The following is a 12,932-nucleotide window of genomic DNA, read 5'->3' as shown; positions in this document are numbered from 1 at the left end:
GGACCGACCGGCAGGTGAACCGGTAGCGTCGGGGGACCATGCCCAGGACCTCCACCCGTACCGAGCGCGAGCGCGCCCGACAGGCCCGGGCCCGTGCCGGGGAGCAGCGCGCCGCGCTCGCCCGCCGCCAGCGGCGGACCCTGGGCTTGGTGGCGCTCGTGCTCCTGCTGGCCCTGCTCGCCGGCACCGCCGGCGCGCTCTTCGGGGACCGGAGCTCCTCGCGCACCGCCGCCACGACCTCCACCTCCACCACGGCGAGCACCACCACCGTGCCCGCCACCGGCTCCGCGGAGCTGACGTTCCCCGCCCCCGGCACCACCATGAGCGGACCCACCCCGTGCCCCGCCGAGGACGGCTCGTCGCCCAAAGTGACCAGGTTCGAGGGACCGCCGCCCCGCTGCATCGACCCCACCCGCTTCTACGAGGCCGTCCTGCACACCACCGTCGGCGACCTCAAGCTGCTCCTCAACCCCGAGCAGGCACCCAACGCGGTCAACAACTTCGTGGTGCTGGCCCGCTACCACTACTACGACGGCCAACCCTTCACCACGATCCTGCCCCGCAAGGCGGCCCAGATCCGCCCGCGCTTCGAACCACCCGAGACCGACAGCCCCGGCTACACCCTGCCCGGCGAAGCCCCCGAACGGGGCCAGATCTTCGTGCCGGGCACCATCGCGTTCGTACCGGCCACCCCCGACACCGACGACTACGCCGCCTCCTTCGTGCTGGCCACCTTCGAGCTGGCCGCCGACCTCCCGCAGAACTTCACCTCCTTCGGCCTGATGCTCGACGGGCAGCAGACCCTGATCGCCATCGACCGCTCCGGCAGCGAAGCGGGCTCCCCGGCCCGCGCGGTGGTCATCGACTCGATCACCATCACCGCGTCGAGCCCCATCGACTGAGTATCCCCACCGACCCGGCACCGCCCCGGGTGGGTGCCGATCCCCGAGGGTCATGGCGGGTTGCTAGCGTCCCCGGCCGATATGGGAACGGCGAAGCGTGAACGACAGAAGGCTGGCCGGCAAGCACGCATCGAGGCTGCCCGCACCGCGCAGCGCAAGGCTGAGACCCGCCGACGGATCGTGCTCAGCATCGGCATCGTGGTGTTCGTCGCCGCGGTGGCCGGCGTGCTCGCGCTGGTCAACCGTGACGACAAGAGCGAGACAGCCGCCACCAGCACCACCCTCGACCCGATCACCGACAGCACGCCAGCGACGCTGCCCCCCCAGGTCGAGTCCGCCCTCGGCAAGCCCTGCGTCGCCCTCTCGGAACCGCTCCCCAGCGGTGCGCCCGACGTGCCGATCGAGCCGGGCCCGCCGCCCACCGAGCTGGTGGTCGAGGACCTCGTCGAAGGCCAGGGCGAGCCGGTGCCCGAGAACGCCACGGTCACCATCAACTACATCGGGGTGTCCTGCTCGACCGGGCAGATCTTCGACTCGTCATGGTCCCGGGGCGCCCCGGCCACCTTCCCGCTCAACGGGCTCATCCAGGGATGGCAGCAGGGGATCCCCGGTATGAAGGCGGGAGGCCGACGGCTGCTGGTGATCCCCCCCGACCTCGGCTACGGCTCGAGCGGCAGCCCGCCCAAGATCGCACCGGACGAGACCCTGTTCTTCGTGATCGACCTGATCAGCTTCCAGCCCCCCACCACCGGCTGAGGCGGGTGCAGCCGGCTCAGGCTCCCGGCAGCACCGACAGGTCGGCGATCGCGCCGTCGCGGTACACGACGCAGTCGCCCACGCCACCTACCCGCCAGCCACCGTCCGGATCGCGGATCAGCGCGGTGGCCTCCGGCACCCCGACCAGCGGAAGACCGCGGGGCGCCAGCTCCACCGTGCGGTGGACCTTCTCCGGCGACCAGGTGTTGAACCGGGGGATGACCGCCAGGCCGGGCACCAGCCCGAGACCGACGGTGAACGCCCCGCCTCTGGTGTCGACCATGGGATCGCACAGCACGTCGGCACCCGCGCCGGAGCCGGCGAGAACCGCGCCGTCACGCCACGCCTCCACGATCGCCTCGTACAACGGGCTGTCCTTGAGCACCGCCCGCAGGTGCATCGGCGACGTGCCGGGCAAGTAGACGAACCGGGCGTTGCGCACCCGAGCCACGTGCTCCTCGACCAGCCCGTCGGCCCGGGTGAGCACCGGTACCTCCACCGCGGTGGCGCCGAGGTGCGCGAACCACGCCCGTGCCCGCTCGACGACCGCGCCCGGGTTCTCGAAAGCCGACCCGGCAGGCACCACGACGACCTCGTCCGCACCGGCGAGGCTCAGCAGCTCACGGTCGAAGGTGCAGCCGTCGGTCCACTCCCCGCCGCCGACGAGGGCCAGCGTGCCGGTCACGCCACCGCCCCCGCGCGCTCGTGCCCCATGTTGGCCATGGACGGCACGATACGCGCCCGGACGTGCACCAGCTGGCGCAACGGCCACACCACGGTGGGCACGTCGACGCGCTCGAGGTCACCGAGCGTCAGGCCCACCGCTCGCATCGCCGCGGGCACGTCGCGCTCCACGTGCAACGCCGCCACCGCCCGGTGCCGGGACCACAGCGTGGCCAGCAGCGTGTGCCCCCGACACACGTGGTTCACCGGCTCGACGACCTCCACCTGGCCACCGGGGGCCAGCACGGCGACGGCCGCCCGGAGCGCCGCGACCAGGTCCGGGAAGCGGGTGAGGTCCCCACCGGACACCACCGTGTCGTAGCGCTCGGTCGGGTCGGCGCCGTTGATCACCGCGGCCAGGCGGGCCCGTCCCGCGGGAGAGCCCAGGTCCAGCACCCGGCCCCGGGCCCGGCCCATGGCGCGCAGCCGGCGCTGCTCGATCTCCCGTTGCACCGCGTCGGGGAACGGATGCCCGCCCTCGACCGGTCGGCAAGCCAGCGTGGGGGGTCGCACCGCCGCGGACACTAGAACGGGTCCGGCCGGCGCGGTGGAACCAGCAACCTACCGATCGGTAACGTGGCCGTCCATGACGATCAAGCGCGTGGGAATCGTGGGTTCGGGGATCATGGGGTCGGGCATCGCGGAGGTGGCGGCCAAAGCCGGCTTCGACGTGGTACTCCGCTCCCGCCAGCAGCACACCGCCGACGCGATGATCGCCGCGCTGGAGAAGTCGCTCGCCAAGCAGGTCGACAAGGGCAAGCTGGAGGCCGCCGACCGCGACGCCACCCTGGCCCGGGTGAGCGCCACTTCCAGCTTGGGTGACCTGGCGGACTGCGACCTGGTGATCGAGTCCATCGTCGAGGACCTGGCCACCAAGAAGGAGCTGTTCGTCGAGCTCAACCACATCGTCAAGGACGAGGCCATCCTGGCCACCAACACCTCGACGCTGCCGGTGATCGAGCTGGCCATGGAGACCCACCGCCCGTCGCAGGTGTGCGGGGTCCACTTCTTCAACCCGGCTCCGATGATGTCGCTGGTGGAGATCGTCCGGCCCCTCACCGCCTCGGACGAGACGATCGAACAGGTGCGGGAGTTCGCCACCGCCTGCGGCAAGACCCCGGTGGAGGTGAAGGACCGGGCCGGCTTCATCGTCAACGCGCTGCTGTTCCCGTACCTGAATAACGCGGTGCGGATGCTCGAGAACGGCACGGCGTCACGCGACGACATCGACGCGGCGATGAAGGGCGGGTGCAACTTCCCGATGGGCCCGCTGGCCCTGCTGGATCTCGTCGGCCTGGACACCTCCCTCGCCATCCTCGACGCCCTCTACGACGAGTTCCGCGACCCCAACTACGCCCCCCAGCCGCTGCTGCGCCGGATGGTCTCGGCCGGCCATCTCGGTCGCAAGTCGGGCAAGGGCTTCTACGACTACGGCTGAGGAACCCCCTCCGAGCCGCTGGGCGTTCCCACCGGCGTCCGACGCGGACGACAACGGCGTCGTCGGCATCGGCGCCGACCTCGAACCCGGCACCCTCCTCGCCGCCTACCGGGCGGGCATCTTCCCCATGCCGATCGGACGAGGCCCGCGGATCGCCTGGTGGTCGCCCGACCCGCGAGGCATCCTGCCCCTCGACAGCCTGCGCGTCTCCCGCTCGCTTCGGGCCTCGCTGCGCCGCTTCGAAATCCGGATCGACACCGCCTTCGCCGAGGTGATCGAGGCCTGCGCGTCACCCGAGCGTGAGGGAGGATGGATCACCCCCGACATCATCCGGGCCTACACCCGGCTCCACCGGCTCGGGTGGGCCCACAGCGTGGAAGCGTGGGCCGACGGCACGCTCGCCGGGGGGCTGTACGGGGTGTCGATCGGCGGGCTGTTCGCCGGTGAGTCGATGTTCCACCGCCGGCGTGACGCGTCGAAGGTGGCCCTGGTGGCGCTGGTCGATCTGCTGGCCGGCAACGGAGCCAGCCTGCTCGACGTGCAGTGGACCACCCCGCACCTGCGGTCCCTCGGCGCCATCGACGTCAGCCGCGACCGGTACCTCGAGCTGCTCGCCGAGGCAATCGACCGGCCACCCGTCCCGTGGCCGTGACCCGCGCTCTCCGACCGGCCCCGCCCGGGTCGACCCCGCCCTCACCGTGACATCGGGCGCTCGCGTCGGCGACCATTGAGCCATGACCGACCCCGGCCGCCACCACCCCCGCCAGCCTCCCGCCCGCGAGCGGGACAAACCCTGGCTCATGCGCACCTACTCGGGGCACTCCACCGCCAAGGCGTCCAACGAGCTGTACCGCACCAACCTGGCGAAAGGACAGACCGGCCTGTCGATCGCCTTCGACCTGCCCACCCAGACCGGCTACGACCCCGACGACCCCCAGGCGCGAGGCGAGGTCGGCAAGGTCGGGGTCCCGGTCGCCCACCTCGGACACATGCGCCAGCTCCTCGACGGCATCCCGCCGGGCGAGATGAACACGTCGATGACCATCAACGCCACCGCCGCGTGGCTGCTCGGCCTCTACGTGGCCAACGCCGAGACCCAAGGGGTCGAGTCCCGCCAGCTCCGGGGCACCACCCAGAACGACATCGTGAAGGAGTACCTCTCTCGGGGCACCTACATCTTCCCGCCCGAGCCGTCCAAGAGGCTGATCGTGGACATGATCGCCTTCTGCTCGGAGTGGATCCCCAAGTGGAACCCGATGAACGTCTGCAGCTACCACCTGCAGGAGGCGGGCGCCACCCCCGTACAGGAGATCGCCTACAGCCTGGCCACCGCGATCGACGTGCTCGACGCGGTGCGGGCCAGCGACCAGGTGCCCCCGGAGCGGTTCCCGGCGGTGGTGGGCTCGATCTCGTTCTTCGTCAACGCCGGCATCCGCTTCGTCGAGGAGACCTGCAAGATGCGGGCGTTCACGCACCTCTGGGACCGCATCACCGCCGAGCGCTACGGCGTGGAAGACCCGAAGCTGCGCCGGTTCCGCTACGGCGTGCAGGTCAACTCACTCGGTCTCACCGAGGCACAGCCCGAGAACAACGTGCAGCGCATCGTGCTCGAGATGCTGGGGGTCACGCTCTCCAAGCGGGCTCGGGCCCGATCGATCCAGCTCCCGGCGTGGAACGAGGCCCTCGGCCTTCCCCGGCCGTGGGACCAGCAGTGGTCGTTGCGCATGCAGCAGGTACTGGCCTTCGAGACCGACCTGCTCGAGTACGATGACCTCTTCGACGGGTCCCGGGTCATCGAGGCCAAGACCGCCGAGCTGATCGAGGCCGCGCAGGCCGAGCTCGACGAGGTCCTCGCCCTCGGCGGCGCCTTCGAAGCCATCGAGGAACTGAAGGGGCGGCTGGTGGCCTCGAACACCGAGCGCACCCGCCGCATCGAGACCGGCGAGCAGGTGGTGGTGGGGGTCAACGCCTTCACCGAGACCGAGGCGTCCCCACTCGGCGGGGAGGAGAACATCCTCAAGGTCGACCCCGCGGTGCAGGAAGAGATGATCGCCGACGTGCAGGCCTGGCGATCGAATCGCGACAACGACGCCGTGAAGCGCTCCCTCGACGAGCTGCGCCGGGCCGCCGAGACCGGCGCGAACATCATGCCGGCCACCATCGACCTCGCCCATGCCGGCGGCACCACCGGCGAGTGGGCCGGTGCGCTGCGGGAGGTGTTCGGCGAGTACCGAGCGCCGACGGGTGTGGCCGCCGCCGTGGGCGTGGGCGGGTTGAGCACGACGCTTCGCGAGGTGGCCGAGCGGGTGAAGGCCCTGCCGGGCGGGCCCCCCCGATTCCTGGTGGCCAAGCCCGGTCTCGACGGGCACTCGAACGGGGCCGAGCAGATCGCGGTGGCCGCCCGCGACGCCGGCATGGAGGTCGTCTACCAGGGCATCCGTTTGACGCCCGAGCAGATCGCGGCGGTGGCCCGGGACGAAGACGTCGACCTCGTGGGACTGTCGATCCTCTCGGGCAGCCACCTCGACCTGGTGCCGGAGGTACTCCGCCTGCTGCGAGCCGAGGGCATCGACAGCCCCGTGGTGGTGGGCGGGATCATCCCCGAGGACGACCGCCCCCGGCTGCTCGAATCAGGAGTGGCCGCGGTCTACACCCCGAAGGACTTCGAGCTCGGCCGGTTGATGGGCGACATCGTCGACCTGGTGGTGGCCCACCGGTCACGCTGAACCCCCCTCGCGGACTCGCCTGACCAAAATCGGGGGGCCACCTTGATTCGGGTCGCGGTGTTCCGATGGAGAGAACGTGAACCGTCGGCCCCTCGCCGTGCTCGCCGTCGGCGCCCTCGGTCTGGCGGTCGGCGTCGCCGCCGCTATCTGGGACGCGATCACCCTGGCGGTCGTCGCCGGCTCGCTGGCGCTGGTGGCCGGTGTCGCCGGCTACCGCCTCGTGGGCCTGCTCTACCGGGCCCGCACCGAGATCGACGAGCTCCAGGAGAAGGTCCAGCAGCTCGAGCAGACCGTGGACCACGAGGCTCGGGCCCGGGCCGAGGTGGAGAAGAAGCTCGCCTCGCGCATCGAGCTCACGGCGATGCGCAAGAGCACCCAGGGCGACGCCTTGACCGACGGGCCGAGCGGGCTGTTCAGCGAGGGGTACTTCACGGTGGCGCTCGATGCCCGCATCGCCGCCGCCCGCCGCAACCTGCGCCCGGTGGCCGTGGTGCTCATGGAGGTCATCGAAGGGTTGGACTCGGGGCTGCCCCGTCCCGCCGAGCCGGTGCTGGTGGCCGAGACGATCCGCGAAACGGTCCGCGAAGCCGACACCGCCTGCCGCTTGCTCGACGGCGGCTACGCGCTGGTGCTGGAGGACACGACCGAGAACGGAGCCATCTGGACCGTCGAGCGGATCCGCCGGCGGCTGGTGAGCCGCTCGAGCGGCCTGACGGTATGGGCCGGGGTCGCCTGCTACCCGGCTCACGGGTTGTCCACCGAGGAGGTCCTGGACCGGGCCGACCTGGCACTCGACATGGCCCGGGAATGGCGCCAGGACCGCATCGAGGTCGCCTCCGCCGACTCCTGAACCTGGATCAGCCGGGTCAGGTGGTGATGACGAAGCAGCGGTCGGTGAGCTCGCCGAGCGCGTACTCGGCGTAGGTGCCGTTGAACATGTGCCGGGTCTTCTCCGTCCACACCAGGGCCTCGGGGGTGGAGATGCGGTGGAAGACCTGCAGGATCCCTCCCTCGTACACCCGGTACTCGGCCCAGGCCCCCGGATAGTCCTTCACGCAGGCCACCTCCACCCAGGGCACGTCATGGGTGAGGCCGAAGCGGCGCACCCGGTTGCGGTGGGTGTGCCCTGCGAAGTAGCCGCGCAGGTTCCGGTGGGCGGCGAAGATCTCGACCAGGCGCTCGCTGTCGTCGGGGTTGATGCCGAAGTAGCTCTCGGGCCGCTGCGCGGACTCCGGGCTCCAGACGTGGTGGTGACCGAACACCAGCACCGGGCCATCCGTGCTGGCCGCCAGGTCACGCAGCCACACCAGCGACTCATCCGAAAGGTAGCCGTTGGCTCGCCGAACCCGTGAGGTGTCGAGCACGGCCAACGTGACCCCGGGCAGCTCGACGACGAGAGGGGCGTCGGAGGCGAACGTCTCACCGTGATAGGCGTCGTGGTTGCCCCGGACGTGCACCAGGCGGTCGCCGAACGCCTCGCCGTAGTACTCGAGGAACAGCTCGTACTCCTCGCGGGTGCCGAGTGAGGTGAGATCACCTTTCACCACCACCACGCTGGGGTCGATCTGCTCGATCTCGTGGATGGCCCCCCGGTTCATGGTCTCCGGGTAGGGCTCCTCGCCGTCATCCACGCTGAAGATGGGGCCCATCTCGAGGCCCTCGATGATGCCGCACTCCGTCTCGCCGAAGTGCACGTCGTTGACGGTGGCGAACCGGCACAGCAGCTCACCTCCCGGGCGCTCGAGGGTACGGAAGGCGAAGCCGTCGTACTCATAGAGGTGATCGGGTTCGAGGTCCTCGTACCGGCGGACATCGAGACCGTCGTGGACGACCGCGCTGTCGTCGGCCACCGAGGTGAGCTCCATGTGCGGAGCATAGGTTGGCCGGGAGGGACGATCAGGGGCGGTCGCGGCGAGCGGGCAGTGGCTTGGACCACCACCGCCCGGAGAACCGCCACCGGGGCATCTCCTGCGACGGCTCGGCCAGCACGCCACGCGGCCAGGCCGCCTCGATCGCGGCGACGATGGCCGCCACCTCCTCCTCCGAGGGCACCGGGCGGACGTCGCCGATCCCGGCCGCAGCCGCCGCCTGGTGGTCGGCGCCGGTCACAGCGGGATGTTCCCGTGCTTGCGCTTTGGGAGCTCCTCACGCTTCGTGCGGAGCAGCTCCAGGCCGGCGATCAGCTTGATCCTGGTGTCGGCCGGGTCGATCACGTCGTCCACGAAGCCTCGCTCGGCGGCCACGTACGGGTTGGCGAAGCGCTCCGTGTACTCCTCCACCAGCTCGTTGCGGCGGGCGATCGGATCGGCGGCTGCCTGCAGCTCGCGCCGGTAGAGGATCTCGACCGCGCCTTGCGGGCCCATGACCGCCAGCTCGGCCGACGGCCAGGCGAACGCGAGATCAGCGCCGATCGACTTGGAGTTCATCACCACGTAGGCCCCGCCGTAGGCCTTGCGGGTGATGACCTGGATGCGGGGCACGGTCGCCTCGCAGTAGGCGTAGAGCAGCTTGGCGCCGTGGCGGATGATGCCGCCGTATTCCTGGTCCACCCCGGGCAGGAAACCGGGCACGTCCACGAACGTGACGAGCGGGATGTTGAACGCGTCGCAGGTCCGCACGAACCGGGCCGCCTTCTCCGACGACTCGATGTCCAGCACCCCCGCCAGCTGCATCGGCTGGTTGCCGACCACCCCCACCGGGTGGCCGTCGAGGCGGGCGAAGCCGCACACGATGCTCCCAGCCCAGCTCGGGAAGTACTCGAAGAAGTCACCGTCGTCGACGACCGCGGCGATGACCTGCTTCATGTCGTAGGGCATGTTCGGGCTGGCCGGCATGAGGTCGATCAGCTCCGGACAGCGGCGCTCGGGATCGTCGGTGGGTTCGTAGTACGGCGGCGGCTCGAGGTTGTTCGATGGCAGGAACGACAACAGGTAACGGACGTCGTCCAGGCAGGTCTTCTCGTCGGGGGCCACGAAGGTGGCCACACCCGACTTCGTGGCGTGGCTCCGGGCGCCGCCGAGCTCCTCGAGCGTCACTTCTTCGCCGGTGACCGTCTTCACCACGTCCGGCCCGGTGATGAACATGTGCGATGTCGATTCGACCATGAAGATGAAGTCGGTCATCGCCGGGCTGTACACCGCGCCGCCCGCGCACGGACCGAGGATCACCGAGATCTGGGGCGTGACCCCCGACGCCAGGACGTTGCGGTAAAAGATCCCGCCGTAGGAGGCGAGCGAGACCACACCTTCCTGGATTCGGGCGCCGGCACCGTCGTTCAGCCCGATCACCGGGGCACCCACCGACAGGGCCAGGTCCATCACCTTGTGGATCTTCTCCGCGAAGACCTCCCCCAGCGCGCCGCCGAAGACCGTGAAGTCCTGGGAGAACACGAAGACCTTGCGGCCGTCGATGGTGCCCCAGCCGGTGATCACCCCGTCGGTGTAGGGCCGCTCCTCGATGCCGCTGTTGAAAGCCCGGTGCCGGGCGAGCATGTCGAGCTCGTGGAACGAACCGGGGTCGAGCAGGTACTCGATGCGCTCGCGGGCGAGCATCTTGCCCTTCTCGTGCTGACGCTGGACGGCGCGCTCGGACCCCGGGTGGAGAGCCTCCTCCTTGCGCTTGGCCAGCTCCTCGAGCCGCTCGGTCATCGGATGATCGGACATAGAGGCCCGAATCTACCGGCGCCTCTCCTCCCTGACCGAATCGCTCCACGGGTGCCGCCGGGGGCCGCCGGCGGGTGCGTTAGCGTGCCCCGGATGCGGCCGATCGAGCGCCTCTGCGTGTATTGCGGGTCGAGCCTCGGGACGGACCCGGTGTTCGCCGAGGCCGCGGTGGCCCTCGGGGAGCTGATCGTGGCGGAGGGCCTCACCCTCGTCTACGGCGGCGCGAGCGTGGGGCTCATGGGCGTGCTCGCCGACACCGTGCTGGCGGCGGGGGGCGAGGTGATCGGGGTCATCCCGTCGTGGCTGGTGGAATCCGAGATCGCGCACCCGGGCCTCTCCGAGCTGCACGTGGTCGAGACCATGCAGGAGCGCAAGCTGCTGATGGCAGAGCTGTCGGACGCCTTCGTGGCCCTACCTGGGGGCTTCGGCACCCTCGAGGAGCTCTTCGAGGCGGTGACCGCCTCCCAGGTCGGTCTCCACACCAAGCCCACCGGCCTGCTCGAGGTGGGCGACTTCTTCGACTCGCTCCTCGCCTTCTTGGACCACGCGGTGGCCGTGGGCGTCCTGCGAGCGGAGAACCGGCGCCTCCTGCTCACCGCCTCGTCCCCCCGAGCGCTGCTCGACCAGCTCCGGGCCTGGCCGGGGCGGGTCGACCAGCTGACCCCGGGGACACCGGGACGCCGGGGATAGCCTCCGGTGGACATGGACCTGCCCGTCGCGCCGCCGGTCGCCCCGATGCTGGCCCGAGCGATCCACAGCCTGGACGAGCTTCCCGACGGCGACTACCTGTTCGAGCCCAAGTGGGACGGCTTCCGCTGCATCGTGTTCCGCGACGGCGACCAGATCGTGCTGGGCAGCCGCAACGACCGGCCGCTGACCCGCTACTTCCCCGAGCTGGTCGATCCCCTGCGAGCCCAGCTCCCGGCGCGATGCGTGCTCGACGGCGAGCTGGTCGTCGTGACCGGCCACGGGCTCGACTTCGACGCGCTCCAGCAGCGCATCCATCCCGCGGTGTCCCGCATCGAACGCCTCGCCCGGGAGACGCCGGCATCGTTCGTGGCCTTCGACGTGCTGGCGATCGGTGACCGCTCCCTGACCGAGGCCCCGTTCCGCGAGCGCCGCCACGCACTGGCCGAGCTGCTCGCCGCCGCAGTGTCACCGCTGTACCTCACGCCCGCCACCACCGACCGATCGGTCGCGCACGACTGGTTCGTCCGCTTCGAGGGCGCGGGATTCGACGGCGTGATGGCCAAGCCGCTCGACGGGCACTACGAGCAGGACCGGCGAGTCCAGTTCAAGGTGAAGCACCTGCGCACCGCCGACTGCGTGGTCGCCGGGTTCCGCACCCACAAGCATGGCGACGGCGTGGGATCGCTGCTGCTCGGCCTGTACGACGAGCGGGGAACGCTGCACCACGTGGGCGTGGCCACGTCGTTCACCGCGAAGCGGCGGGCCGAACTCGTGGGGGAGATCGAGCCCTACCGGGACCGCGCCCTGGACAGCCATCCCTGGCGTGCGTGGTACCTGGCGGAGGCCCGCGCCGACGGCACCGCCGGTCGGATGCCCGGTGCCCCCAGCCGCTGGAGTGGAGGCAAGGACCTGTCGTGGACGCCGCTCCGCCCCGAGCGGGTGTGCGAGGTCGCCTACGACCACCTCCAGGGTGACCGCTTCCGGCACGCCACCCGGCTGGTCCGCTGGCGTGACGACAAGGCCCCCGAGCAGTGCACCTACGCGCAGCTCGAGGAGGTGGCCCCTGCCGAGCTGAGCGCGCTGTTCGACCTCCGGCGCTAGCCCGCCCGGGCGCGCGGCCGCTGGAGGGGTGCCGTCAACCCCCGCGGGCCGCCGCGATCCGCAAGGCGCGGGCCACCAGTGACTCGGCATCGATGCGCCGAGCGACGGATGCGAACTCATCACGCGGACCGCGCCAACGAAGCGCCTCCACGTCGTCGACCGTGATGGCGTCGCGTTCCAGGGTGGCGATCCGGCGGAACAGCAGCGCGTCGGCCCAGCGTTCACGCAGGGTCGCCGCCAGCTTCGTGGCCCCGCGGACGTTCGCGTCCCAGGCCGCCCCGTCCGCTGGGATGGCCTCGAGGTGCCCCCAGCGGGCCAGCAGCGCGGCGGCCGACTTGGCCCCGAAGCCGGGCAGGCCAGGGAAGCCGTCGGCGCTGTCACCCACCAGCGCCAGGTAGTCGGGGATCGACGCCGGGGGCACACCGAACTTGGCCACCACCGCGGCCTCGTCGAGCACGATGCCCCGGCGGCGATCGAGCTGCACGACCCGCTGGCCCGAGACGCACTGGGCGAGGTCCTTGTCGGGAGTGCAGATGAGCACCTGCTCCACCCGGGGGTCTGCGGCGAGATCGGCTGCCGCCGCGGCCAGCGCGTCATCGGCCTCGAGCTCCACCATCGGCCAAACCACGAAGCCCGCGGCCTGCAAGGCTTCCTCCAGGATCGGGAATTGCGACAGCAGGTCGGCGGGCACCCCGGCGCTCGACTTGTAGCCCGGCCAGAGGTCGTTGCGATACGACTCGATCACGTGGTCGGTGGCCACCCCGACGTGCGTCGCGCCCTCTTCGAGCAGGCCGAGCAGCGAGCCGACCACCCCCCGCACCGCGGCCACTTCCTGAGCGGAGGCCGTGACGTGCGACGGCAGCGCGAAGTAGTAGCGGAACAGCTCGTAGGTGCCGTCGACGAGGTGGACGCGCACGGGGCCCTCACGCGCGCG

General features: G+C 70.9%; 14 protein-coding genes. 8 read left to right on the top strand and 6 right to left on the bottom strand.

Features of this window, described 5'->3' with window-relative positions; translation table 11 throughout:
- The first annotated feature begins 38 nt into the window (after positions 1-38).
- Together HZF19_RS08095 and HZF19_RS08090 are read left to right on the top strand one after the other, a co-directional pair.
- Complete coding sequence (locus tag HZF19_RS08095; RefSeq protein WP_208028258.1) at positions 39-902, top strand: peptidylprolyl isomerase; 864 nt, start codon at positions 39-41, stop codon at positions 900-902.
- 81 nt (positions 903-983) lie between these two features.
- Complete coding sequence (locus tag HZF19_RS08090) at positions 984-1,658, top strand: FKBP-type peptidyl-prolyl cis-trans isomerase (RefSeq protein WP_208028257.1); 675 nt, start codon at positions 984-986, stop codon at positions 1,656-1,658.
- Between the two features lie 16 nt (positions 1,659-1,674).
- Here HZF19_RS08090 and HZF19_RS08085 read toward each other — a convergent pair whose 3' ends face one another.
- A complete protein-coding gene (locus HZF19_RS08085; RefSeq protein WP_208028256.1) occupies positions 1,675-2,343 on the bottom strand; it encodes a Type 1 glutamine amidotransferase-like domain-containing protein in 669 nt (222 codons plus the stop codon).
- A complete protein-coding gene (locus HZF19_RS08080) occupies positions 2,340-2,894 on the bottom strand; it encodes a hypothetical protein (RefSeq protein ID WP_208028255.1) in 555 nt (184 codons plus the stop codon). The genes HZF19_RS08085 and HZF19_RS08080 overlap by 4 nt, the downstream gene beginning before the upstream one ends.
- A 73-nt stretch (positions 2,895-2,967) precedes the next feature.
- Between HZF19_RS08080 and HZF19_RS08075 the strand changes: the two genes are divergently transcribed.
- The 4 genes from HZF19_RS08075 to HZF19_RS17110 all read left to right on the top strand — a co-directional run bounded on the left by HZF19_RS08075 (position 2,968) and on the right by HZF19_RS17110 (position 7,395).
- Positions 2,968-3,819 carry a 3-hydroxyacyl-CoA dehydrogenase family protein gene (locus HZF19_RS08075; RefSeq protein WP_208028254.1) on the top strand — a complete coding sequence of 284 codons (852 nt, stop codon included), beginning with the start codon at positions 2,968-2,970 and terminating at the stop codon, positions 3,817-3,819.
- Positions 3,776-4,471 carry a leucyl/phenylalanyl-tRNA--protein transferase gene (aat, locus tag HZF19_RS08070; RefSeq protein WP_208028362.1) on the top strand — a complete coding sequence of 232 codons (696 nt, stop codon included), beginning with the start codon at positions 3,776-3,778 and terminating at the stop codon, positions 4,469-4,471. The genes HZF19_RS08075 and aat overlap by 44 nt, the downstream gene beginning before the upstream one ends.
- 82 nt (positions 4,472-4,553) lie before the next feature.
- A complete protein-coding gene (locus tag HZF19_RS08065; RefSeq protein WP_208028253.1) occupies positions 4,554-6,545 on the top strand; it encodes an ethylmalonyl-CoA mutase in 1,992 nt (663 codons plus the stop codon).
- Between the two features lie 76 nt (positions 6,546-6,621).
- The gene (locus HZF19_RS17110; protein WP_208028252.1) at positions 6,622-7,395 is read left to right on the top strand and encodes a GGDEF domain-containing protein; all 774 of its coding nucleotides are present in this window, start codon (positions 6,622-6,624) and stop codon (positions 7,393-7,395) included.
- Positions 7,396-7,411: 16 nt separating this feature from the next.
- On the opposite strand, the gene HZF19_RS08055 is transcribed toward HZF19_RS17110, so the two are convergent.
- Genes HZF19_RS08055 through HZF19_RS08045 form a run of 3 tightly spaced genes read right to left on the bottom strand, consistent with a single transcriptional unit; the run spans position 7,412 to position 10,192 of the window.
- Positions 7,412-8,410, bottom strand: coding sequence for a metallophosphoesterase family protein (locus HZF19_RS08055; protein WP_208028251.1), 999 nt, complete (start codon positions 8,408-8,410; stop codon positions 7,412-7,414).
- Positions 8,411-8,441: 31 nt separating this feature from the next.
- Positions 8,442-8,654, bottom strand: coding sequence for a hypothetical protein (locus HZF19_RS08050; RefSeq protein ID WP_208028250.1), 213 nt, complete (start codon positions 8,652-8,654; stop codon positions 8,442-8,444).
- Complete coding sequence (locus HZF19_RS08045) at positions 8,651-10,192, bottom strand: acyl-CoA carboxylase subunit beta (RefSeq protein ID WP_208028249.1); 1,542 nt, start codon at positions 10,190-10,192, stop codon at positions 8,651-8,653. Before HZF19_RS08045 ends, HZF19_RS08050 begins: the two co-directional genes overlap by 4 nt.
- A 108-nt stretch (positions 10,193-10,300) precedes the next feature.
- Between HZF19_RS08045 and HZF19_RS08040 the strand changes: the two genes are divergently transcribed.
- A complete protein-coding gene (locus tag HZF19_RS08040) occupies positions 10,301-10,897 on the top strand; it encodes an LOG family protein (RefSeq protein WP_208028248.1) in 597 nt (198 codons plus the stop codon).
- 12 nt (positions 10,898-10,909) lie between these two features.
- Positions 10,910-11,998, top strand: a complete 1,089-nt coding sequence (locus HZF19_RS08035; RefSeq protein WP_208028247.1) for an ATP-dependent DNA ligase — start codon at positions 10,910-10,912, stop codon at positions 11,996-11,998.
- Between the two features lie 34 nt (positions 11,999-12,032).
- Here HZF19_RS08035 and HZF19_RS08030 read toward each other — a convergent pair whose 3' ends face one another.
- Positions 12,033-12,914 carry a 5'-3' exonuclease gene (locus HZF19_RS08030; protein ID WP_208028246.1) on the bottom strand — a complete coding sequence of 294 codons (882 nt, stop codon included), beginning with the start codon at positions 12,912-12,914 and terminating at the stop codon, positions 12,033-12,035.
- Positions 12,915-12,932 lie beyond the last annotated feature (18 nt).

This window comes from Rhabdothermincola sediminis (assembly GCF_014805525.1).
GTDB lineage: Bacteria > Actinomycetota > Acidimicrobiia > Acidimicrobiales > Acidimicrobilacustridaceae > Rhabdothermincola > Rhabdothermincola sediminis.
Note: the sequence above shows the minus strand (reverse complement) of the source record. Positions and strands in the feature narration are given on the sequence as shown.

Coding starts and splice junctions, on each gene's coding strand:
- HZF19_RS08075 (WP_208028254.1), top strand. CDS start 2,968: ATGACGATCAAGCGCGTGGGAATCGTGGGTTCGGGGATCATGGGGTCG.
- HZF19_RS08095 (WP_208028258.1), top strand. CDS start 39: ATGCCCAGGACCTCCACCCGTACCGAGCGCGAGCGCGCCCGACAGGCC.
- HZF19_RS08040 (WP_208028248.1), top strand. CDS start 10,301: ATGCGGCCGATCGAGCGCCTCTGCGTGTATTGCGGGTCGAGCCTCGGG.
- HZF19_RS08035 (WP_208028247.1), top strand. CDS start 10,910: ATGGACCTGCCCGTCGCGCCGCCGGTCGCCCCGATGCTGGCCCGAGCG.
- HZF19_RS08065 (WP_208028253.1), top strand. CDS start 4,554: ATGACCGACCCCGGCCGCCACCACCCCCGCCAGCCTCCCGCCCGCGAG.
- HZF19_RS08045 (WP_208028249.1), bottom strand. CDS start 10,192: ATGACCGAGCGGCTCGAGGAGCTGGCCAAGCGCAAGGAGGAGGCTCTC.
- HZF19_RS08055 (WP_208028251.1), bottom strand. CDS start 8,410: ATGGAGCTCACCTCGGTGGCCGACGACAGCGCGGTCGTCCACGACGGT.
- HZF19_RS08090 (WP_208028257.1), top strand. CDS start 984: ATGGGAACGGCGAAGCGTGAACGACAGAAGGCTGGCCGGCAAGCACGC.